22 protein-coding genes and 1 tRNA gene are annotated in these 23,197 nt (G+C 37.6%); 15 read left to right on the forward strand and 8 right to left on the reverse strand.

Translation table 11 applies throughout. From position 1 onward, the window contains the following. The first annotated feature begins 13 nt into the window (after nt 1–13). Nucleotides 14–223, forward strand: coding sequence for a PRC-barrel domain-containing protein (locus TSIB_RS04775; protein ID WP_048160322.1), 210 nt, complete (start codon nt 14–16; stop codon nt 221–223). On the opposite strand, the gene TSIB_RS04780 is transcribed toward TSIB_RS04775, so the two are convergent. Then, nucleotides 220–1,683, reverse strand: a complete 1,464-nt coding sequence (locus TSIB_RS04780; protein WP_048160323.1) for a DHH family phosphoesterase — start codon at nt 1,681–1,683, stop codon at nt 220–222. The genes TSIB_RS04775 and TSIB_RS04780 overlap by 4 nt on opposite strands. A gap of 117 nt (nt 1,684–1,800) precedes the next feature. Here TSIB_RS04780 and TSIB_RS04785 point away from each other — a divergent pair, with 117 nt between their 5' ends. The 6 genes from TSIB_RS04785 (at nt 1,801) to topA (ending at nt 11,972) form a co-directional block, all read left to right on the forward strand. Then, on the forward strand, nt 1,801–3,477 hold the full coding sequence (locus TSIB_RS04785; RefSeq protein WP_015849259.1) for a hypothetical protein: 1,677 nt from the start codon (nt 1,801–1,803) through the stop codon (nt 3,475–3,477). Between the two features lie 195 nt (nt 3,478–3,672). After that, nucleotides 3,673–4,542, forward strand: coding sequence for a DMT family transporter (locus TSIB_RS04790; RefSeq protein ID WP_015849260.1), 870 nt, complete (start codon nt 3,673–3,675; stop codon nt 4,540–4,542). A gap of 352 nt (nt 4,543–4,894) precedes the next feature. Continuing rightward, nucleotides 4,895–5,374: an Lrp/AsnC family transcriptional regulator gene (locus TSIB_RS04795; protein ID WP_015849261.1), complete on the forward strand. Its 480-nt coding sequence runs from the start codon at nt 4,895–4,897 to the stop codon at nt 5,372–5,374. Between the two features lie 151 nt (nt 5,375–5,525). Then, nucleotides 5,526–6,701, forward strand: coding sequence for a pyridoxal phosphate-dependent aminotransferase (locus TSIB_RS04800; protein ID WP_015849262.1), 1,176 nt, complete (start codon nt 5,526–5,528; stop codon nt 6,699–6,701). A 53-nt stretch (nt 6,702–6,754) separates the two neighbouring features. Further along, nucleotides 6,755–8,134 (forward strand): sodium:solute symporter family protein, encoded by a 1,380-nt coding sequence (locus TSIB_RS04805; RefSeq protein WP_015849263.1) that lies wholly within the window; start codon nt 6,755–6,757, stop codon nt 8,132–8,134. Between the two features lie 151 nt (nt 8,135–8,285). Further along, on the forward strand, nt 8,286–11,972 hold the full coding sequence (gene topA, locus TSIB_RS04810) for a DNA topoisomerase I (protein WP_015849264.1): 3,687 nt from the start codon (nt 8,286–8,288) through the stop codon (nt 11,970–11,972). Between the two features lie 11 nt (nt 11,973–11,983). Here topA and TSIB_RS04815 read toward each other — a convergent pair whose 3' ends face one another. From TSIB_RS04815 to surR, 3 genes are read right to left on the reverse strand one after another with little or no spacing between them, the layout of a single operon-like run. Continuing rightward, nucleotides 11,984–13,165 (reverse strand): geranylgeranyl reductase family protein, encoded by a 1,182-nt coding sequence (locus TSIB_RS04815; RefSeq protein ID WP_148206207.1) that lies wholly within the window; start codon nt 13,163–13,165, stop codon nt 11,984–11,986. Between the two features lie 8 nt (nt 13,166–13,173). Then, on the reverse strand, nt 13,174–13,377 hold the full coding sequence (locus TSIB_RS04820) for a DUF362 domain-containing protein (protein ID WP_015849266.1): 204 nt from the start codon (nt 13,375–13,377) through the stop codon (nt 13,174–13,176). Nucleotides 13,378–13,401: 24 nt separating this feature from the next. Beyond that, nucleotides 13,402–14,076 carry a sulfur metabolism transcriptional regulator SurR gene (surR, locus tag TSIB_RS04825; RefSeq protein ID WP_015849267.1) on the reverse strand — a complete coding sequence of 225 codons (675 nt, stop codon included), beginning with the start codon at nt 14,074–14,076 and terminating at the stop codon, nt 13,402–13,404. A 150-nt stretch (nt 14,077–14,226) separates the two neighbouring features. Here surR and pdo point away from each other — a divergent pair, with 150 nt between their 5' ends. Beyond that, a complete protein-coding gene (gene pdo / locus TSIB_RS04830; RefSeq protein WP_015849268.1) occupies nt 14,227–14,901 on the forward strand; it encodes a protein disulfide oxidoreductase in 675 nt (224 codons plus the stop codon). A 65-nt stretch (nt 14,902–14,966) separates the two neighbouring features. On the opposite strand, the gene TSIB_RS04835 is transcribed toward pdo, so the two are convergent. Continuing rightward, nucleotides 14,967–16,214 carry an amidohydrolase family protein gene (locus TSIB_RS04835; protein ID WP_015849269.1) on the reverse strand — a complete coding sequence of 416 codons (1,248 nt, stop codon included), beginning with the start codon at nt 16,212–16,214 and terminating at the stop codon, nt 14,967–14,969. Nucleotides 16,215–16,462: 248 nt separating this feature from the next. On the opposite strand from TSIB_RS04835, the gene asnS reads away from it, so the two are divergent. The 7 genes from asnS to TSIB_RS04865 all read left to right on the forward strand — a co-directional run bounded on the left by asnS (nt 16,463) and on the right by TSIB_RS04865 (nt 21,244). Continuing rightward, entirely contained in the window at nt 16,463–17,755 is a 1,293-nt protein-coding gene (asnS, locus tag TSIB_RS04840) for an asparagine--tRNA ligase (protein ID WP_048160844.1), read from the forward strand. Between the two features lie 70 nt (nt 17,756–17,825). Beyond that, a tRNA-Arg gene (locus TSIB_RS04845) sits at nt 17,826–17,902 on the forward strand. A gap of 277 nt (nt 17,903–18,179) precedes the next feature. After that, on the forward strand, nt 18,180–18,614 hold the full coding sequence (locus tag TSIB_RS04850; protein WP_015849272.1) for a DUF6544 family protein: 435 nt from the start codon (nt 18,180–18,182) through the stop codon (nt 18,612–18,614). Beyond that, the gene (locus TSIB_RS04855) at nt 18,611–19,078 is read left to right on the forward strand and encodes an NUDIX domain-containing protein (RefSeq protein ID WP_015849273.1); all 468 of its coding nucleotides are present in this window, start codon (nt 18,611–18,613) and stop codon (nt 19,076–19,078) included. Before TSIB_RS04850 ends, TSIB_RS04855 begins: the two co-directional genes overlap by 4 nt. A 97-nt stretch (nt 19,079–19,175) precedes the next feature. After that, nucleotides 19,176–19,343, forward strand: a complete 168-nt coding sequence (locus tag TSIB_RS10430; RefSeq protein WP_015849274.1) for a hypothetical protein — start codon at nt 19,176–19,178, stop codon at nt 19,341–19,343. A gap of 400 nt (nt 19,344–19,743) precedes the next feature. Then, on the forward strand, nt 19,744–20,433 hold the full coding sequence (locus tag TSIB_RS04860; RefSeq protein ID WP_015849276.1) for a nucleotidyltransferase domain-containing protein: 690 nt from the start codon (nt 19,744–19,746) through the stop codon (nt 20,431–20,433). A 25-nt stretch (nt 20,434–20,458) separates the two neighbouring features. Beyond that, nucleotides 20,459–21,244 carry a TIM barrel protein gene (locus tag TSIB_RS04865; protein ID WP_048160324.1) on the forward strand — a complete coding sequence of 262 codons (786 nt, stop codon included), beginning with the start codon at nt 20,459–20,461 and terminating at the stop codon, nt 21,242–21,244. Between the two features lie 246 nt (nt 21,245–21,490). Here the strand turns inward: TSIB_RS04865 and hycI are convergent, their stop codons facing one another. The 3 genes from hycI to hypA are packed head-to-tail and all read right to left on the reverse strand — an operon-like array spanning nt 21,491 to nt 23,124. Continuing rightward, nucleotides 21,491–21,964, reverse strand: coding sequence for a hydrogenase maturation peptidase HycI (gene hycI, locus TSIB_RS04870; protein ID WP_015849278.1), 474 nt, complete (start codon nt 21,962–21,964; stop codon nt 21,491–21,493). Between the two features lie 21 nt (nt 21,965–21,985). After that, the gene (locus tag TSIB_RS04875; protein ID WP_015849279.1) at nt 21,986–22,711 is read right to left on the reverse strand and encodes an Mrp/NBP35 family ATP-binding protein; all 726 of its coding nucleotides are present in this window, start codon (nt 22,709–22,711) and stop codon (nt 21,986–21,988) included. Next, nucleotides 22,708–23,124, reverse strand: coding sequence for a hydrogenase nickel incorporation protein HypA (gene hypA, locus TSIB_RS04880; RefSeq protein ID WP_015849280.1), 417 nt, complete (start codon nt 23,122–23,124; stop codon nt 22,708–22,710). Before hypA ends, TSIB_RS04875 begins: the two co-directional genes overlap by 4 nt. Nucleotides 23,125–23,197: the final 73 nt, after the last annotated feature.

Consider the following 23,197-nt stretch of genomic DNA (forward strand, 5'->3'; position numbering starts at 1 on the left):
GATGGTGGGCAACATGGTAATGAGGTTATCAAAGATTTATGGAAAGCAAATATACAACACTGCTGGATATTACATAGGTTACGTTGATGAAGTGCTTATCGAAATAGAAGCAGGAGAAAGTAGGATCTTGGCATTAGGACTGCCAGGAGAGAAAGTTGGAATTCCTTATGAAAGAGTATCTGCCATTGGGGACATAATATTAATAGAAGCAAAGAGAACCTAGGCCTCTTTCACGTTAAGTGCCTCTAGGAACTTCTCTGTTATTGCTTCTTCTACTAATTTTAAGAGGGAGTTTTTATCCTTGGCAAGTTTGAATATTCCAAGATGAATTCTAGCTCCTCCTGATTGTGCATGGCCGCCAGCACTTCCGATGTCTGTAAAAGCTTCTTTCAAGACTTTTCCTACATTGATCCTTATATCCCGTGTCCTAGCAGATATTTCAATCCTGTCATCAACTATTCCAAATACTAGAACTGTATTCACACCCTCAAGTCTGAGCAGAAAATCTGCCGACTCTGCAATGGCATCTCTATCTGTTATAAACCCAACATTCGAAATAATAACGTTTTTAAAAGTCTTTCTGTTTATGATAGCTCTTGCCAGAACCTCTGCAGTCTCTACAGAAATGTCAGGATACTCTATTCTTTCCAAAATTTCATAATCTACCTTTCCTGCTAGGAATTCCAGTGCATCAAGATCTGCAGTACTAAATTTTGAAAACTTTTTGGTATCTGTGTATATACCATAGAAGAGGCTGGTTCCTAAAGTACCATTCACCTCCATGTTAAGGCTTTGAAGGTATTCTGCCATTATAGAAGCTGTGGAATTAACGTCAGGGCGTACATCAACAAATGCATCTCTAGGAAGCATTTCTTCCAAATTTTGCAAAAGTTGGTGGTGATCTATTAATATCTCTACTTTTTTCAGGTCCTCATCATCCAAAATACTAAGATTTCCATTTGGTTGACAATCAACTAATGCTATCGTAGAATGCCTTTTGACTTCATAGGAACCAGGAGAAACTTTTCGTATATCTAAGCCAAGTAGGTTAACAAATGCCCTATTCTCATGATGAGTTATCTCACCACCATATACTATTGTACTTTTAAGTCCTGTATTTTGAGCGATAACTTGAAGAGCAACAGCACTGGCCATTGCATCTGGATCGGGATTGTCGTGCATCACTATTAAGAGAGAATCACTTTTTTGTTTTATTTCTGAGAGTTTTTTAGATAATAAGGTTGCATTTTTCTTTTTACCGAGATTCTTAACTGTGTCCACTATAACTTTAATTGTGGCTGCTTTTGGGGAAACGGCATAATCAATCTTAACATCTGTTTCAAATTCTTTCTTTATCTGGGATATAATCTCCTTTACAGTTGTATCATCCGGGATTAAAACAAGTATTGGAACTTCAGAATTATTATTTCTTATTGCCTGAATGGTCTTTTTTATTCCATTGACATCCATTATAGTTATCACAACAAGATCTACTTTTTCAATTCCGGCCTTCAAAAGGGAAGCTGTGTATGAAAAATCACCTTGAATAACGTGAAATCCGCTTTCACTAAGAGATTTTGCTCGAATTTCATTTTGTTCTATGATAATAACTTCGAATTCACCTTTCAGAGCCTGTGCAACACTTCTCCCTATACTTCCACCACCTAAGATCAACACCCTCATGGCACTCACCTTATAAGGACAATAATACTTAAATACATGCTTGAATGCAACATTAATAATAGGGGTCTCTCTAAACTTTATTCGACTTTTGATATATATATCTAATGGTGGTGAAGAATGGAACTTCCAACGATTACACCCATAGAGGAAAACATTGTGTGCACAAGAAAAGAGGAGCTTTTAAAATTAATGCGGAATGCTCTATCGAATCAGGCTTTTAGTGGCCTATTTTTGAAGATATTCGCGAAAGATAAAGCTGAAAAGTACTATGTGACTTTGCTAATGGATAGACGAAAACTTTTGGCCTTAGAACTCCTACTATTATCTTCCCAGAAAAAAGTAATAGGTGATGAAACGCTGAATATCTTGAAAAAACTTTTGAATTACCCTCTAGTCGTAGACATTTACGGCCTAGATGAAATAGAATTGAAGACCTCTATAACAGATAACATAGAGATATATAATACTACACCGAAAGTTGAGATAAATGAAATTTTTGAAGAGAATATTGTTGAACATGAAGAAATCATTGAAAAAGAGAGGATCTTAGAAAAGATCCTTAAAACAGAAGAAGCGAAAGTTGAAGAAACACATGAAAAACCAAAACCTCAAAAGAAAGAGAGAGCACCACCAGAAAAAAAAGAAGTTGAAAAAGAAAAGAAACATTTCAAACCAGAAATTATAGTAGAAGTAACGGGTGGAGAGATCTTCAAGCCTATCCTCGAGGAATATGGAAAAGAAGTCCTAAAGGAGGTGCAGACACTAGAGGATATCTCCCCTGAGCAAGTTAAAATAACCGGAGAAGTCGGTTCTGGCGTTATATACCTTCATGTGGACTTCTATGGGAGGAGTAACAAAGATCCCACCACATTCCAAACAGCGGAGAGGCAAATATTGTACTTTATAAACAAACATTTGCCAATCATCTGGAGAAAGGCAGGGCTTAAACCCATCCTCAGCAGTTCTCACGCAAAGATATCTACCCCTAAAGGATCCTTTGAAAGTGAAGGAGAACCTACAACCTCTAAAAAACAAATTATTCCTCAAAAAACTGAAAGTAACATAACAGTTGAAGCTCACGAGAGTATTAAGCCATACTTTGCTACGTATGCCAAAGCAATTCTCAAAGATATAGAGAATGGAGGAATTGAAGTCAAAAAAATGCACCTTGATATAAAAGGAAGAAGCGAGCATGAGATTAACTTAATCCTATGGGGCAATGCACCCGGAAAAACCAATGCTCAAGTAAGGGCCCTAGTTGAAGGTATTCTAAGAACACACACCAGAGAGATATCTAAAGCCCTAAATAAGTACATAACTATTCACCGAGTAGAAATCAACTTAGAAGAAGCTGAAGAAGTTTCAGAGAATGTAAAACAGATATTATCAAAGAAAGAGGAGCTAGAAAAAGAAATAGAAAAACTCCTTCAAGAGATGGGAGTAGATGACTTGTCTGCCTTAACTGAGGAAAAGAGAAGAGAAGTTGAAGAGAGTCTATTAAAGTCCAAAGTTGAACTAGCAGTAGAAGATTTAAGAAGACGAGTACAAGAGATGTTTAAAAACCTTCCAAATTCCGTATTTAGATGGATGAGACTGGATTGGGAACTTCAGAGAAATGAGATTCTAATAAGTCTAGAAGCAAGCTTTGACAAGAGAGAGAGCTTAATAAAAGCAGTTTCAGACGATAGAATCATAGAAGATGCCCTTCAAATGCTTAATATGAGCATTCAAGAAATATCCAAGGAACACAACATTCCAATCAAAATCAAAAAGACAAACATTAATGTGAGATGACCTTCGACCCCCCATAAGGATAAGAGTTTCAAAAAGTAACCTCAGTACTCAAGATCTTCATCATGGCCAAGCTCAGATCTGCCGAGATCATCACCATTTAGATTTTCATCATTGAATTTTTAAGTGCTGCGGTGATGACATTCAAATCTTTTTCGAAACGTTAAGTTTTTAAATTGAATTTTCATTCCCACATACATGGATACCTTAATAGGAGCTCTGTTAGCATTGATAGCTGCATTTGGATGGGGAACTGCTTCAGTTCTGATAAAGCTTGGAATGAGAAATAAAGGTGCTATTACTGTCAATATTATCAGACTTTATATTACAACATCTGTCTATCTCTCAATTTTCTTAATCGCTGGCAAGTATAAAGGGATACTATCCCTTTCTCCTGAGATAATTTTGGTAACATTTATTTCGGGCCTCTTTGGTTTTGTTATAGGGGATTACTTTTATTTTAACGCGCTTAAGCTTATGGGTGTTTCCAAGACCGTCCCAATTACTTCGTCATACCCACTTTGGACAATGCTTTGGGCGTGGATGTTCTTTGGAAAGAAAATCACCACTCAAACTCTCCTTGGAGCACTTTTCATATTTCTGGCAATTGTTATTGTCAGAAAGGGAGGATTAGAGGAACGTCTTAGCCCTAAAGGATTTGTATATGCTATTCTAGCGCCGATTTCTTGGAGCATTGCGATAGTTCTACTTGATTTCTTGTCCTTATATATTGATCCCTTTTCACTTGCAGGGCTTAGAATGATATCTGCCGCAATAGGAATCAGTGTCTTCTTACCAAAGCATTCAAAGGAACTCAAAGTGGTAACTAAAAATGAAATAGGGGTTCTTTCTGGAGCTGCATTGGTCGGATTAATAATTGGACAATATGCTTTTGTAAAATCCGTTAGTTTTGTTGGTTCTCATATTTCAACACCTATCAGCGCCATAAATCCAATCATATCTTCTCTTCTGGCAGTTACGCTCCTAAAGGAGCCACCAAACAGCAAGATTTTTGTTGGATTAATATTGGCAGTTGTGGGGGTCGTTTTAATAAGCACTGTTCATTAAGACAAGGATCAAAAAGGGTCAGCTTTAGTTTCTTTTATCATTATTTGTTAGAAATGTTATCAGGATGAAGTAAATGAAGAAAGCTCTGAAGCTACCCTTAAAAATCTGATAAACAGCGTAAAGAATTTAAGGTATTGGGTTCTATTATATATCGCCGACAGTGAGGGGACAATTAGTCTCCTCGCATGGGCTCGGTATACCCGCCTTCGCAAGGTATCGGGTTCTATGAGCGAAGTGTGCTCACACCGAGCCCACAGGGCCGGTGCATCCACCCGCGCGAGAAATGAACGCGGGCCTCTGTTGCCGGCCTACAAGTTTTTTATTACAGCTGAAGATACTAGGTGAAAAAATTATGAAGACTAAAATCGATCTTGATAAAATAGATATCAAACTTCTCTCCATGCTACAAGAGGATAGTAATATATCTATTCGAGAGTTATCTAAAACTGTTAACTTAAAAATGTCAGAATTACACAAACGAATAAAAAGATTAGAGGAAAATGGAGTAATTAAAAAATTCACAGTACTTTTAAATCCCGAAAAATTGGGATTTAATCTGACTGCGTTTATGTTAGCGAAAATTGAAGGCAAGAATAGTAGTTATGTTATTAACAAACTTATAAAAAATCCACACGTGTTAGAGGTTTATAAAGTGACTGGGGATTATGACATGCTTTTAAAAGTTAAATTTAAATCCATTAACGAATTTCATGAATTTCTCGATACCATTGCAAAGATAGAAGAGATTGTAGATAGTACCAGTATGGTTGTTTTAAAAATTCATAAAGAGGTTGTAGAAATACCCCTACGGTCTGAGGAATTCAAATTATAATTCTCGAGATCTTGGACATAAGTAAAAGCATATCTAGCTAAATATATCCTTTACATATCTAATTTTCCGAAGAAATCTATTGAACAAGCCCAAATTAACCGTAGAAAGGTTTAATTATAATTTTACGAAATCAAATAAAGGGGTATTTTATATGACTAAGCTGAATAGTTTTGTACTCTCTAAACGATCCAAAGAGACTCCGCCATCTGGAATTAGGAAAATATTCAACAAAGCAATGTTTCTAGAGGATGTTATTCATTTAGAAATAGGTGAACCCGACTTTGACACTCCCCAATACATTAAAGAAGCTGGTTGTAAGGCGATTTTAAATAAGTATACTCATTATACACATAATGCCGGACTTTTGGAGTTACGAGAAGCCATAGCTGATTATTACAGATCAACTCAAAATGTTGATATTTCGTTAGAAAATACCTTAGTAAGCATTGGAGGTACTGGAGCATTATTACTTTCCCTATTAGCCATTGTGGATATTGGGGATGAAGTTCTACTCCCAAATCCTGGCTACCCCCCATACACCTCCATGGTCAAAATGATAGGAGCTATCCCAAAATACTACTCACTAAAGGAAAACGAATCTTTCCTACCAAATATAGAAGAGATAGAAAATATTATCACAAATAACACAAAAGTCATTATCATAAACACTCCTAATAATCCAACTGGTATAGTATATCCCTCAAATATTCTTAGGAGAATCTCAGAACTAGCTGAAGATTATGATCTTGTAGTAATTTCAGATGAAGTTTATGAAAGGTTGATTTTTGACAACCTCAACCATTACAGTATATTAAAATTCAGTGAAGAAGGAAATGTGATAGTGATAGGAAGTTTCTCCAAGTCATATGCCATGACCGGTTGGAGAGTAGGCTTTGCGGTGAGTAACAACGTTAAAATCATCAAATCCATGACCGAATTGCAAGAACATGTTGCTATATGCGCACCTGCAATGGCTCAGAAAGCTGCTTTTGTTGCCTTAAGCGAATCACAAGAAGAAGCCGAAAACATGGTTAAACAATACGAAAAACGTCGTAATTTGGTAGTTTCCCTTTTAAATGAATTCCCAAACGTATCCTTTGTTAAACCTCAGGGTGCATTCTACTTATTTCTAAATATCTCTCATTATTCCAAAGACTCGTACAAATTTGCAGAAGAATTACTCCTAAAAAAGAAAGTGGCTGTTGCTCCGGGTGCAACATTTGGTTCATTAGGAGAGGGATACGTGAGGATTTCATTCGCAAATTCTGAAGAAAATATAGAAGAAGGAGTGAAAAGACTAAAGGAATTTTTAATGGAGCTAAAATAGTGAATATAACTCACTGCAATCTTTGTTATCTAACCTTTTGGAGGTGAAAAATAGTGATAGATGAAGCAATATTTGCTCTATATATGCTGGTGCTTTTGGGAATAGGAATTTGGACATACACAAGAGCTAAAACAGTCGAGGAATTTTTTGTCGCTGGTAGGAGACTAAAAACATGGTTAGCTACTGCAACAATCGCTGCTACTTGGATTGGAGGAGGAATCACCATTGGAGTCGCTGCTAAGGCATATGCCGGTAAAGGTATTTCCCTATGGGCAACCACACTTGGTCTTGGGAGTACTTTGATTCTCGTGGGTCTGTTTTATGCAAAGCCTTTGAGAAAAATGAAGCTATTAACTCTTGCGGATTTCTTTTCCGAGAGATTTGGAGGCAAAAAAGGTCTTAGCGGAACTGTAGGGTTCATTCTAGCATTGGCATACATTTTTGCTATCACTGCCCAAATAGTTGCCGGAGCTAGACTCATTCAAGTGGTTTTAGGATGGGACTATAAAACAGCAGCTATAGTCTCAGGGTTGATTGTCACGTTTTACACTATTCTAGGAGGACTTTGGTCAGTATCGCTAACAGATTTTATCCAGTTGATCCTAGTCTTCGTAGGTGTCTTTGGTGCACTCATAATAGGAATTAATGCAGTCGGATTTGAAGCAACAGTTACCAAAGCAGAAGAGCTTGGGCTATTAGACTTTGGAAAAATAATTTTAGCATTTGACTTTTGGGCTCTTTTCATAGTGTTTGCTTTAGGAGATATTCCCGCGCCAGACTTAATGCAAAGGATCTTTGGATCAGATAGTGAAAAAACTGCTCAAATATCCTCCCTTCTGGGTGGAATATCATATTATGTGATGGGTATTCTCGCATTGTTGTTAGGTTCAATAGCTGCAGTGAAATTCCCAAACCTAAGTGATCCAGAACTTGCATTACCAATGCTTGTAAAATCTATGCTACCAGCGGGCATATCGGGCTTGGCACTTGCTGGCCTAATGGCAGCTGTCATGAGTAATGCAGATAGTATGCTCCTAGCCCCAGGAACTTTAATTGCAAAAAACATATACAGAGACATTATTAATCCTCAAGCTAGTGATGAAGATGTCCTAAAAGTTTCTAGAATTTCCTTACTTGTCATAGGGATCTTTGCACTTATTTTATCTACTACAAGGTCAGGAATAGTAGAGTGGCTATATTTAGCATGGGACGTCATATTTGCTACAGCTTTCTTCCCGCTGACTCTTGGTCTCTGGTGGGACAAAACCACATATAAAGGAGCATTTGCAGGAGTAGTAGGAGGAGGTATTGCAAGAATTATCTTGGAAGCATTGACTCTTTCAGGTGCAATCTCACAGTGGTGGGTCGCAAGTTTAGGAGCCCCATTAATTAGCTTGGTTCTTACAATAGCCCTTTCGTTCACTTCTGAATGAGATTTACTACTGTCTTGCCTTTTAATTTTGTTTTTCCATGAAATTTGAAACTATTAATCTAAAACTTCAATCAGGCACATGTATATGCAAAAGATCATCAATGCAAAAATTCTTATACTCACTCTTCTAAAGCATTTTAGAGAGGGATACCATGACTACACTAATAATCGCAGAGAAACCCAATGTTGCCAAGAAAATTGCATATGCACTTGCTGAACGGAAACCAATTCGAAAAACAATTGGAAAAGTGCCCTATTATGAGCTTACTCGAGACGGGAAGAAAATAATAGTTGCTCCTGCAGTGGGCCATCTTTTTTCTCTCGCTCCAAAAGAGAGAACTTATGGATATCCTGTCTTTGATATTGATTGGGTACCAGTTTATTTAGCAGAGAAAGGGAAAAGCTATACAAAGGATTACATAAAAGCCCTCAAAGAACTAGCCAAACAAGCAGATGAGTTTGTGATTGCATGTGATTATGATACAGAGGGTGAAGTGATCGGTTACACCGCATTAAAGTATGCGTGTGGGGTTGAACCCTCAAAAGCAAAAAGGATGAAGTTTTCTGCTCTAACCAAACAAGACCTTCTAAGAGCTTGGTATAATCTCGAGCCCACAATAAACTTCGGAATGGCTGATGCAGGGATAACTAGACATATTTTAGATTGGTACTGGGGTGTAAACCTGTCAAGGGCCTTAAGTTCTGCTATACGGAAGAGCAGTGGGAAATGGCATGTTCTCTCTACCGGTAGAGTCCAGGGCCCTACTCTCAAATTTTTAGTGGATAGAGAAAAGGAAATCGAAAACTTTGTCCCCACTCCTTACTGGGTCATAAAAATGATTCTCGAAAAAAATGGGGAACAATATACTGCAAATTATGAAAAAGATCGTATTCTAAACGAAGAAGAAGCCAAAAGAATTGTTGAAGAGGCTAAAAAAGGCCCTGCCTTTGTAGAGAAAATTGAGATTACTCAACAAAAGAGAAGCCCTCCATATCCATTTGACCTAGGGACCCTTCAAAGAGAGTCCTATTCCGCCTTTGGTTATAGCCCCAAAAAAACATTAGAGATAGCACAGAAGCTCTATGAGAAAGGTTACTGCCTTCACCCAGATTCGCTCATACCAACTCCCAAGGGAGTGAAAAAAATCGAAGAGCTACCCAAGGAAGGTGAAGTCTTCGCCCTTGACTTTGACCTCAAGTTGTCAAGGGCACGATACAGGCTACTCGAAAGGGATGCAGACGAGCTCATGTATAAGGTTACCCTTAGCGATAGAACTGAGCTTTATCTAACAGGGGATCATCCAGTTCTGGCTTATCGGGATGACAGGCTAATATTCGTGCCCGCTGAGGAACTCAAAGATGATGACCAGGTAGTGCTTCTCATAAACCCTTGGAAGTTCCAGAGTGCGAGCGAAACTCCAAAGCTGTTTGATTTTATCCTCAAAAACGCCTCCTCCATGAAGGATTACATTCTCTATGATCAATCATTTGGTTCCGTTATAAGGAATAGGATAAAGAAAGCTGGATTGAAAGTGGAAATCCTGTGGAAGTTCAAAATTAAGGAACCTACATATTACAAATATCTCAGAGGCAAAATGCCAGTTCCTGTATTTAAGTTCCTTATAGAGAGAGGGGTAATCTCAAAGGAAGAAGCGAGAGAAGTTTTTAAAGGATTCTCATACAGTACCTCATTATCTGCGGTTTCGTTTGAGTTCAATGAAGACTTCTGGTACTTGTATGGCTTTGTAGTTGGGGACTGCCATCTTGATAAAAGGGGTCAGATAACAATAGGCGCCAGGGATAGAACAGAAGAAACTATAATGGCTATTCAGGAAGTTGCGAATTCTATAGGTGTTCGATTTGCTTATGATTCAAGATACAAGATAATACGCCTCGGTAGCAAGTCTCTGGTGAGACTGTTTGAACTCCTTGGCTGTCCATATGGAAACAAAATGAAAATATTTGAGATTCCCGGTGAGGTAATGGCAAAACCCGGATGGATGGCTTCGTTCTTAGCTGGCTACTACGATGCTGATAGTCACATTGGAACCAAGTCAACAGGCGGTAGAAAATCACTGTCTCCTCAAATCGTTTTAACCTCTAAGAACAGAAGAGCAATATACACAGTTAAACTCATGTGGCAGTTGCTCGGTGTTGGCACCTATCTGTGGGAGAGAAAAGACAAAAATGGGAATCTCATGGCCTACGAGCTTAAAGTGTATTCGCGGGATTCTCTCAAGTTCTATGAGATTATGAAGGACCACCTACGAGTGAAAAGGTGTGATTTGGAAAAGGTTCGAAATGCTGCGATCAGGAAGAGAAAATCTTATTCCCATCACTACAGTGTGCTGAAGGTTACAGACTGGAATGGCAAGCTAAAGAGCAATAAAAAGCTTTGGAAAGAGTTTGACATTTCCAACCAAACAGCTCACGGGAGGGGGATAAGTCTCGACAAGCTCAGAAGGATCAGAGATTACCTGACCGATGAAGACCTCCGCAGGATTGCCACGGGGGACGTTTACATTCTTGGGATAAAGTCCATCGAGAAGTTTCACTATTGTGGTAAGGTCTACGACCTTGTCGTTGAGGATTATCATAACTTCATCGCCAATGGTGTCGTCGTTCACAACTGTTCCTATCCGAGGACAAGCTCTCAAAAGCTCCCAAAGAACCTAAACTTCCGCTCTATAATCCAAAACCTGGCAAAAATTCCAGAGTATAAACCTCACGCTCATGAGCTCTTAGGAAAAGGAATTTTAAAACCAGTTGAAGGCAAGAAAGATGACCCTGCCCATCCAGCCATATACCCAACAGGTGAAGTACCAAAGCCAGGAGACTTAAACAAAGACGAACAAAATCTCTATGATTTGATTGTTAGACGATTTCTTGCAGCATTTGCAGAACCAGCGATTAGAGAGAGTATGAAGATTATTATAAATTCAAACAAGCATCATTTCATTCTTAACGGCTCAAGAACAATTAAAGAGGGATGGCTTAAGATTTATGGAAAATATGTAAAGTTTGATGAAGTTATTCTCCCAAAATTTGAGAAAGGAGAAAAAGTGAATGTCATTCAGATAAAAAAAGAGAAAAAGAAAACCAAACCTCCTGCAAGGTATTCTCCTGCTAGCATTATTAAAAAAATGGAAGACTTGGGAATCGGAACAAAAGCAACAAGAGCTCAGATTCTGGAAACTCTTTACTCCAGAGGATACATAGAGGGGAAAAAGAAAATAAAAGTCACTCCTCTTGGTATAAAAGTCATTGAGGCCCTAGAAAATAATGTCCCAGATATCATAAGTGTTGAACTTACAAGGGAATTTGAACAAAAAATGGAAGAGATTATGGCAAGAAAACTAAAAAAAGAGAGGGTAATTGAAGAATCAAAAACAGCCCTAATCAAAGTACTAAAAGAGTTCAAAAACAAAGAAGGTGAGATCGGAAAGAAACTCCTTGAAACTTTCCTCGAAAATGAGAAAAACAAGAAGAGCAAAAGAAAGAATGTAAAAGAACTAAAGCCAGAGGAAGAAAAAGTCATACAAGTGGAAGCGGATTTTGAGAACAAAGGAAAAGAGAAGATAATAGTGGGGAGCTGTCCCAAGTGTGGAGGGGATCTGGTTGTTAGATATAACAGGAGAACTGGAAAAAGGTTTGTAGGCTGTTCTAATTGGCCAAATTGTAATGTGACATACCCCTTACTTCAAAGGGGGCAGATAATACCAACTGGAAAAACTTGTTCAGAATGTGGAAATGCACCAATAATAAAAATCAAGGAACGTAATAGGGAATATGAAGTCTGTCTTGATATGAACTGCAACAAAAATAGGAAAAAGAAATGAATTAAAAGAAGTTAGAGAAGCTCTTTAAGAAGTGCAATTCTTCTTGGACTCATTAACACTTTTGGGTGTTTAAGCAGTGTTTTAATGACCTCCGAGTAGCGGCCTCCTGCAATTTTCTCCGCATCTATACCACTGAGTGTTTGTATAAAAACGTCTAGATCTTCATCTGTTAGGTGTTCTACCACCTTTCTAACTCTTAAAACGCGCTCAAGACGTTTTCCATCTTTTTCCCACCATTCTGTGGTATAGTTCTTTAGAAGCTCAAAGTTTTCTTCTTTTAGAGCCTCAACTATCCATTTGCTTGCTATTGCTCCGGCTTCCATAGCCTCCGCCATGCCCCCACCATGCATTGGATTTACCTGTCTTGCTGCATCTCCTACTACTAAAACATTGTTTTTGACAAGTTCCTTCAAGAAGCCTCCAACTGGAATGACTCCAACGTTTACTTCAAGGATTTTCTTGAATGGTATGTTATTCTCTTTAAGCCACTTGTCAAGGTAGTATTTTGCAGTCATTGGGTTGTCAGAATTGATTCCAACACCAACGTTTGCTCTATCTTCGTCCTTTGGAAATACCCATACGTATCCTCTAGGAGCCACATTATTTCCAAACCAAAGGTGAATTAAATCAGGATCAAACCCTTCTATAAGCATTTCATATTCATAAGCAGAATCAAACTCATGCGGAGGAGCATAAGTGTTAATCCCTGCCTTTCTGGCTATAGTGCTTTCAACACCATCGGCTGCTACTAATATATCTGCACGTATCTCTATTGGTTCCCCTTCCTTCTTAGCCTTTATCCCAATTATTTTCCCATCTTCTCTTATAACATCAGTTGCCTCAGTTCTGGGAAGTACGTCTGCTCCAGCCCTCGCAGCGTAGAATGCAAGCATCTTGTCGAAAACCTTCCGTTCTAGGATAACCCCACTAACTCTACTGTACCTCATTTCAAGAGTATAACCGCTTGGAGAGTAAAGACGTGCCCCATAAATTTCACGATTAATGAAACGCTTATCATAGGGAATGTTATGTTTTTCAAACACACCTATATTAATGCCCTCAGCACACTGTTTTGGTGCACCTATAGCGGGTTTTTTATCTATAAGAAGAACGGAGTGCCCTTCTTTAGCAACGTTTCTCGCTACAATGGGCCCTGCTATTCCTGCACCAACCACTACTACATCGTATTTCATTATTTCGCTCATGTTTTCCCCTCCACTACTTCAGCTTCTAATGCTCCAACGGGACATGCTGTTACACATATTCTGCATGAAATACATTTATCTTGAAAGAACTCCCATTTGGAAGAGCTTACTTTTATTGCAAGTGAAGGGCAGACCCCCGCACATCCCCCACATAGGTAGCACTTATCCTCATTTACAATGATTCTAATCTTCTCTGTCATGAAGAACCCTCCGCTCTATTTCTCTTATAGCGCTTCTTTGTCAATCTTAATTATATTCTTTTTTATGATTATCGGTACTACCTTAGAGAGTTCTTCAACTTTTTCTCTTACCTCTCTTTCTTTGAGGTTTAATACATCGCTTAGATCCTCAACAGTCGCAGTGTCGTAAAGCAAAAGATAATGGAGGATTGCAAGCTGTGTCATGTCCCCCACTTCTTTTAGATATTTATCCTTAAGGTTTTTCATAAGGTTATTTCTATAGCTTTCAATATTTTTCAAAGCTTCAATAACCTGTTCGAGTTTTTTGTTTGCATTAATGAACGCCTTTATCATAGAATGAAGATCCTGTGGAAACTTTTCAAGCTCATTGAGTTTAATTTCTAATTTCTCAAGTTTCTCTGGTTCATCTAAGTCAAGTCCCTTATACCAAAAAATATTTGGGGTGATTGTTACTAGGAAGGTTTTGGATACTGCTATAGAATAATATTTTCGTGTGGGACCAATAAACCCTTCTTCTTTTTCATAAGATTTTAGAACTCTTTCTCTCTCCATGATTTTTAAGTGTCTTGAAACTGCTGTGGAAGAAACATTAACCTTGCTACTGAGCAAGCTGAAATAGCACTCCGTACATGTTAAGTGACTGAGCAAGTCCCTCCTCACCTTGTTGCCCAAGATGTAAAATATATCTGGTTCAGACATGTTGCTCACCTACCCAAATCTGTATCGTAAAGTTTATATACTGTCATCTTAACCTCTGGTTGAAAACCCTAAATTTGTAAAGCCTTCGTATGTAGGTTGCACCCGAAGGTTAAAAAGCTTTAGTTTGAAACTGGTTGGAGGTGTGTAAGAATGGCACTCATTAGTGATGGAGATAAGAAGATAATTAAGGAGGAATTCTTTTCAAAGCTTGTTAATCCAGTTAAACTACTGGTATTCATAGGAAAAGACCACTGCCAATACTGTGATCAACTAAAACAGCTTGTTGAAGAGATAAGTGAGTTAAGCGATCTTGTAACATACGAACTTCATGACTTTGACAGTGAAAAAGAATTAGCAGAAAAGTACAGAATAGACATTGCTCCTGCAGTTGTAATGACACAAAATGGAAAGGATCTTGGCGTCAGGTATTTCGGGCTTCCTGCCGGCCATGAGTTTGGATCCTTCCTTGAGGATATCGTGGACGTTTCAAAAGGTGAGACTGATCTTTCAGAAGAAACCAAAGAAGCCCTTAAAGAAATAAACAAGGATGTGCAGATCTACGTTTTCGTTACTCCAACATGTCCATACTGTCCAATGGCAGTAAGAATGGCACACAAATTTGCAATTGAGCATGCCCTTGCTGGCAATGACAGAATACTTGGTGACATGATAGAGGCCATTGAATTTCCCGAGCTTGCCGAGCAATATGGAGTTATGGCAGTGCCAAAAGTTGTTATCAAAGTAAATGGTGAGGACAAAATCTCATTTGAAGGGGCCTATCCCGAGAAAATGTTCCTCGAAAAGCTTCTTGAAGCTCTCGAATGAAATCTGTTCTTTTATTATTTTATTCCAAAGAAATAGTTATAGAAAAGAAAATTTTCTAAAATAGATCATTCGATATCCAAGATTTTCCTTAACTCATCAGTCTTTAGAAATTTTCCATTGTCGTATATTAACTCTCCACCGACGAAAACTTTTTCTACATCACTTCCTTTAGCTGAATAGACAAGATGAGAAAGCATATTCTCCCTTGGCAAAAAGTGGAGTTTTCTTGTGTTTATGAGCACCAAATCAGCAAGATATCCATTTTCTATAAGGCCTGCTTTTAGGTTTAGAGCCTTGGCTCCTCCTAATGTCGCCCAGTAAAAGACATCCTTTGCAGTAGGCATTATCGGATTGTTATTTTTCACTTTATTTAAAATAGCTGCAAATTTCATCTCCAGAATCATGTCCATGGAGTTATTAGAAACTGCACAATCATTTCCGAGAGCTATTTTACCACCGAGTTTCCAGATGTCAAGTATGGGCCCAACATAACCTTCCAGTTTTGCTAAACTTACAGGACAATGAACCAAAGTTGCATTACTCTTTGCATAGAGTTTAACTTCTTCTTTAGATAGATAAATCCCATGAACTCCAATAAAATTGGCTTTTAAAGTCCCTGTGTTTTTTAAGTATTCGACCGGTGAAAGGCCTTCTCTTTCTTTAACTCTAAGTACTTCTTCCCTACTTTGGGAAACATGCATATGGATTAAAGCCTCTTTCTTCTCTGCCAGTTCTTTGGTTTCCATTAAAAGGTCTTTCGACACTGTATCGGTTGCGTGAGGGGCCAATGTTGCATTTATGAGACTATCTTTATCCTTCCACTTCTCGAAGAATTTAAAGCCAAGTTTAGGGTCTGCAATTGGCATGTCAACAAGATCCATCATTGTCTGACCGATAAAGGCCCTAACACCAAGCTTTTTAGCAGCTTTCGCTATTTGCCATGCAAAGAAATAATGATCATTTATAGTTGTAGAACCATTTGCGATAGCTTCGGCAATTCCTATTAGGGCCCACTTATAAATTTCCTCTTCATTCCATTCCTTTTCCATAGGCCATATTACATCATTAAGCCACTTATCCAGGGGCATGTCATCTCCAAAGCCTCTAAACCTATTCATGGCCACGTGCGTATGAGCATTCGCCAGACCCGGAATTAAAAGGTATCCTTTACCTCCATAAACTTCATCAACATCAAATTCCCCTATATTTTTTGAAGAGATTATGTTGACTATTATATCCCCTTCTATTAAAACTGCCACATCTTTTTTGAGTCCATTGACATCAAGAACATAATCAGCAACAATTGCCTTCATTTTTATTCCCTCCTGGAAATTAACTTTTGAATGGCAATATATTTAAATTCTATGCCAGACTGACAATTCTAAAAGCGAAGGTTTTAAATATGATTTTACAAGTTAGTGTTGTGATGAATATGCCGTTAATATTTGAAGTAAAGGGCAGAAAATTCCTTGCAAAAGTTCTCTGGAATAATTGACTCTCTTCTGGGATAAATTAATAAAGTCAACAATGAAAATTCAAGCAAGATTGGAGGTGTTTTATGATGATTGAAAAAATTTATTGCATGGATGTAAAGCCTAAAATGGAAGGAGAAAGAGTTAAGCTTGCAGGCTGGGTTTATAGAAAAAGAGAAGTTGGTAACAAAGTGTTTATAGTATTGAGAGACTCAAGTGGAATAATTCAAACCATATTTATGAAAGACTTGAGTGAAGATGCATATGAAAAAGCAAAGCAAGTGGGAATAGAATCAAGCGTTATTATTGAGGGAACTGTAAAAAGTGACTCCAGAGCCCCAACCGGAGTTGAAATTCAAGCAGATAAAATTGAAATACTCCAAAACGTTGAATTCTTCCCCATCACAAAGGATGCAAGCGATGAGTTCTTACTCGACGTGAGGCATTTACACTTACACTCACCAAAAGTCGGGAGTGTAATGAAGGTCAAAGGCACTTTAATGCAGGCTGCAAGAGAATGGCTACTCCAGGATGGATGGTACGAAGTCTTTCCCCCAATCCTAGTTACTGGAGCCGTTGAAGGAGGAGCCACACTCTTCAAACTGAAATACTTTGATAGGGAGGCCTATCTCAGCCAATCGGCCCAACTCTACCTCGAGGCCGCAATATTTGGCCTCGAAAAAGTTTGGAGCTTAACACCAAGCTTTAGGGCTGAAAAGAGCAGAACAAGAAGACACCTTACCGAGTACTGGCATTTAGAACTTGAAGCCGCTTGGATGGATTTATGGGATCTCCTTGAGGTGGAGGAAGAACTTGTAAGCTACATGGTTCAAAGAACGTTAGAACTTAGAAAGAAAGAAATTGAAGAGTTTAGGAAAGACTTCACAACCCTCAAGAACAGTGAACCACCATTCCCGAGAATAAGTTATGACGAAGCTATTGACATTTTACAAAGCAAGGGAGTTAAAATCGAGTGGGGAGAAGACATGGGTGCGGATGAGGAGAGGATTCTAACACAAGAGTTCGACAGGCCATTCTTCGTCTATGGTTATCCAAAGCACATAAAGGCATTCTACATGAAGGAGGATCCCGAAGACTCAAGAAAAGCATTAGCTGCGGACATGCTGGCCCCAGAAGGCTATGGTGAAGTGATTGGGGGATCTCAGAGGGAGGATGATTATGAGAAGCTTGTTCAGAGAATACTCGAGGAGGGCATGGACCCAAAGAACTACGAGTGGTACCTTGACCTTAGGAAATACGGTAGTGTTCCACACAGTGGTTTTGGTCTTGGGCTTGAAAGATTGGTAGCTTGGGTTCTCAAGCTTAACCATATTAGATGGGCCACACTATTCCCAAGAACACCATCCAGAATTTACCCCTAAAACCCCTTTACTTTTAAATTTTCAAAAAACCGTAAGATTTATAAATGCAACCGAGCCCAATAAACTCCGAGGGCCCGTAGCCTAGCAGGATAGGGCGCCGGCCTTCTAAGCCGGAGGTCCCGGGTTCGAATCCCGGCGGGCCCGCCATCAACCACCCATAGATATCTTCTAACTTTTCAAAAACTCTTCTTGTTTTTGGGGCGTTTATTTTAGAGGCCTTTGGAACTTTTTGGAGCGCAATCAGAGATTCTTCACTCAACTTTGTCTTTGATAAACTTCCGTATTAGAATATATTAAGTAAAATTCCCGTTATCAATTTGAAAAAGTTTAATTGGGAATATTTAAAAGAGGAAATGTACTAATTAACAATAGGTGATAAAAGTGAAAAAATGAAAAATCGTCAGCTGTTCTAGTCATTTTGGGAATGGTCCTTGCTCTGATGGTATCCTCTTATACTCTCGGCAGTCTCATGTTTACAAAAAAGGTAAAAGACGAAGCAAAGGAAATTTTTAGTGATAGTACAGAAATAAAACCAGAAGTTGTTACTGAGAAGGATATCGAAGGATTGCCAGAACCAGTTCAAAGGTACTTAAAATACACTCAAATTATAGGCAAGGAGAAAATCAAAACTGTCAGGCTGAAACAGGGTGGATATTTCCGGATAAACGAGAATAAGTGGAGTCCAATACAAGCAGAACAATACTTTAATGTTGATGGTGTTGAGTTTATCTGGGTGGCAAAGACAAAATTTGCCCCACTGTTGTCAATATATGCAAAGGATGAATTTATTGATGGCGAGGGAAATTTGGTAGTCATGAGTTTATACCTGCATCAAGCTGAATGTGAGGGAATGTTATGAAACATAGGATAAGAGTCGCAGCCATAATTGTTAGAGATGATTCAATATTGCTTGTTAAGCACGTTCATCCAGAAACAAAATATGAATGGTGGGTACCGCCTGGTGGAGGAGTCGAAAATGGAGACAATTCTATCTTTGATGCCGCCAGAAGAGAAGTTTGGGAGGAAACTGGTCTAAATGTAAACGTGATTCCAGAATTTAAGTACATAAGAGAGTTTTTTGATAAGGAGAATAATACCCTAAATTTAGAAATATTTGTTGAAGCTGAAATTATTAGCGGAGATTTAACAATTAAAAATGTTTGTGGAAATGGCAAAGATGAAGATTATATTAAATCAGTAAAATGGATCTCAAAGGAAGAAGTAGGCGAATATGAGATATTTCCAGAAATAATAAAAGAAAAATCATTTTGGGTGAAAAGACAAAGTAAAGTTACTAAGTATCTAGGAAGGCAGACGAGTTAAGAGAGCAAAAGACCTACAAACCCTCAGACGAACACATCGGAAGCACTAGAAACTTTTTTAAGATAGAATTTACATGCTATAGGAGGAGGTGATTAAAATGATGCTACTTGTTACGTACATTATAATCTTGTTGGGAATATTGTTGACTCTATTTGGTGCTTTAAAAAGAAAAGAAACTTATGGAAAAGTTCTATTAGGCGTAGGAATAACAATTACGATATTAGGCATATGTTTTATTTATGTAATTACCCTACCTTTAAGGTGAAGAAATGCGACGAAATAGCAGACGAGATATCTAAGACCGCTTTTTCTCAAGGATATGCTCCAATAATAACGGATAAAAAGCCTCACTATAATACCCAACTTTATCTTTGACAAACTTCATGCATTCTTTGAACATTAATAAAATTCTTGCCATCACATTGGAAAGATTTAATTGGAAAGATTTAAAAGGAGAAAATTTACCAATTAAACAATAGTGAAACTATCTGCAAGAAGATAGTTGGAATGGGCACGCAGAAATCAGATAACGCAGCATATACGCTACGAGCTAATGCCATTGCCCTTCGGGATATTGCTCACTACGATCGCAACGTCATATATGCTGGAATGTTATACACTATTGCTTCAATTCAATTTGCATTAAAATACTTGAGGGTTGGAAGATGAATGTAAAAATAGAGGAAACTACAAATCATATTGAATATGTTATTAAAGATGTTCCGTCTCAATATCATGATACATTAAAACATTACTTTTTTACACAAAATGAAGATCAATTTGTAAAATCATATAGAAAGGATACATTTATGTTTCCACACAATATTAGTGAAATAGAGTCAAGATTTTCGAAACATCTAGTAGAAATGTTGGAAATAACAAATGGCAATAAGTCTATGGATTGGGAACTTTCGCTTAGTAGAACTATAGAAATATTAGATGAAAAGAATATCAAATGGTGGTTAGCAGGGAGTACAGCCTGTGCAATAAGAGGGATTAATATAAAACCTCGAGATATAGACATTATGACATATAAATCTGAGATTTCTAAAATTAAACATGCTTTTAAAAATTATATAATAGAACCTTTTCATTATATTAATGACTGGGTCGTGAGTGGGTTTGGTGTAGTCTTTATTGAAGGACGAGTAGACATAGCTTTTGATCCAGTGGAAAGTTGTGATGATAATGGAAGACTAGATTTTGGATACTATGCATCAAATAATTTAGAGACTATCCAATGGAAAGGTAAGCAGATTAAAGTACCACCAGTTGAATTACATATTAAATCAAATGAAATACGGAGAAGAACTGAAAGAGTTAAGTTAATTAAAGAATACATAGAAAAAAGGTAGAATCTTTTAAAAGGAGGATTTGTACTTGCTAAATTCGATTTCAATCTGGAATTTTATTGATGAAGAGAATGACATAGTTGATTTGACAATTCTCTTCACTGAAAATGGTTTTGATGCTGTTTCTTTTACACCTGAATCAATTTTTAGATTGAGTAAATCTAAGATTAGCAAATTGAAATCAGTTATTGATGAGAAAAGGATACCTGTTACTATTCATGCAGATTTTAACATATCAACAAATGAAATTGATAAACTTTTCGATATATTCGATAATTCACTAAAATGTATTTCATTAGATCCGAGATGTAAAATAGATCAGGACGGCAATTTTTTTGAATCTTTAAATGTAATAAAAACTTTAGAGTATCTTATTGATAAAACTGAAAGTAAAGGGATTTTGTTTGGACTAGAAGATTTCCCATTAGATTCAAACGCATTAAAAAACCATTCAAATCAAATGCAAAGAATATTAAAATGTCCGAGATATGGTATATTATTAGATCTAGGCCACATGAATTTAAGAATAAATAATCATGCATATTTTAAAAATAAAGGAATAATCAAATATATAACGGATATTCCCGTTAAAATTATTGAGTTACATGTACATGATAATGACTCATTAGGAGATAAGCATATGCCTCCTGGTAAAGGCGTATTGGATTATAATACCGTAGTTAATACATTGAAAGAATTAAAATTTAATAGTATTGCAACACTTGAAATAGCTCCAAAAAGATATAATTCTACACCAACAATGGAAATAGAATCAGCTATTCAAGGAGTTCAATTTTGGAGAAACATGTATTAAATATTGTAGATAAAATTCGTTAGGCGAAATTGGTTAATTGAACAGGAGTAGTTATAGGGCTTTAGTGGAAATACACGAGATGAATGATACAGACGAATCCTTTGTTGGAACATGTACACATGTCAATGATGATCTAAAGGTCTCCCTGGGTAAATATGCTGAGCTGGACCCGTTACTGAGCCTTTTGCTTTGATACCTTAACGAAAAAACAGAACATAAATGAAAACTCCATATTATTGCCAAACCTCAAATCTCCGCCAAAATTCTTTCCAAAATGTTAACGAGCCTTTCTGCACTATCCTTAAGCTCTCTGCTCATCTCAACAAAAAGCCCGGTTTGCTTTGGCTGGGCTCCTATTAGAATGAACCTGGAATTTATGTTTTGCTTTAGATAACCAACCAGAAGCTTTAGGGGCATCTTGTGGGTTGAAAACGCCTCTCCGAGAGTTCCCTCGGGATCGGCCAAAACTATCTCACCCGGCTTTCCCTCAAAGTGCACTGCATCTATAAAGACCACATGGGAGGGATTTTCCCTTATTATCTTACCAGCGTAGCTTTCCGGCATTTCGCCACAGTTCAGAAAAACCACTTTTTGATTAGAAATCCTTTCTTTCAATTTTTCAACAACATAAACTCCAAAAGCATCATCTCCTCTAGTATCGTTTCCAATCCCACAAATCAGAACCCTCTTAGCATCTTTAAAAAATTCCTCTAACTCCATTCAAACCACCATAAATAAAGATTAAAGGGAATCAGCAACTCTTTCAATCTTTTTGGAGAATTCACTTTTCAATAGCTCCTCAACATTGCCGACTTTCTCGTCCAAGTCTTTGTAAAGAGGAATTCCAACTAAATAAGGAACATTGAACTCATTGGCAATTTCCTCAATGTCTTTTTCTTCATCCAGCTTTAAATTCTCCACAAGGCCAACTATCTTGAACTTCTGCTCTTTTAAGAGTTCAATTAGTTTTTTAATCACATTAATGGCAAGCTTTGAAGGGGTTGCAACAACTATGAATTCTCCCTCCTTAAGAAACCTCAAAATATCTAAAAATTGATCTCCCATTCCTGGAGGCATGTCAATGACAAGGAAATCAAGCTCATCCCATCTTGTTATTGCCAAAAGCTCTATTAAAGCATCGCTTATTTCCATTCCTCTCAATGGGGTGGGCTTATCCTCAGAATAATAAACAATGCTCATAAACTTAATTCCATGAACTTCCGGGGGGATTACTCCTCTATCTTCCTCTGGAAATTCTTTGGGTTCAAAGCCAAGAATGACATGGTCACTGGCCCCATGGAAGTCCAGATCAAGAAGACCAACTTTATAACCTTTCTTTGCAAGAACTAAAGCCAAGATAGTAGAAACCATTGACTTCCCTACCCCCCCTTTTCCACTCACTACTGGAATAATCCTGTTTACCTTTTCGAGCCTTGCTTCAATGGCCTTTATCCTTGGGTCAATCATTCATCATCACCCTCAACTTTTATTGCTGCTAAGTAGACTCCTCTTCCTTTTGTAACTTCAAAGTCTCTACTTCCACAGTTTGGGCAAGCCAAAAAGGCGTGAACAACTTCTGGTATGAAATGAATATCCTCCTTTATTGTCTCGTTAAAGCTTTCTTTTACATCTTTAAGCTTCCATTCATTTCCACAGTTTCTACACTTGAATTCTGCTTCTTCAATAATAAATTCGAGTTCTGCTTCCTCTGCAATCGTTCCCTTTTTTATCTCGTTAATAGCAAACTCTAATATTTCCTGATTAACATCTTGAAGTTCCCCAAGAGATATCCTCATTGCAAGTACTTTTTCTTTCCCATGTTGTCTTGCAAACTCGATTGCAGTCCTAACTATACCATCAGCAAGTGCCCATTCGTGCATTCTATCTCCTCCAAAAGAATCTAAACAAGGGGGTTTATAAATGGTGATGTTTTGAACAAAGTGTTAAAAAGAA

This window comes from Thermococcus sibiricus MM 739 (assembly GCF_000022545.1).
In the GTDB taxonomy this organism is placed as follows: Archaea; Methanobacteriota_B; Thermococci; order Thermococcales; family Thermococcaceae; genus Thermococcus_A; species Thermococcus_A sibiricus.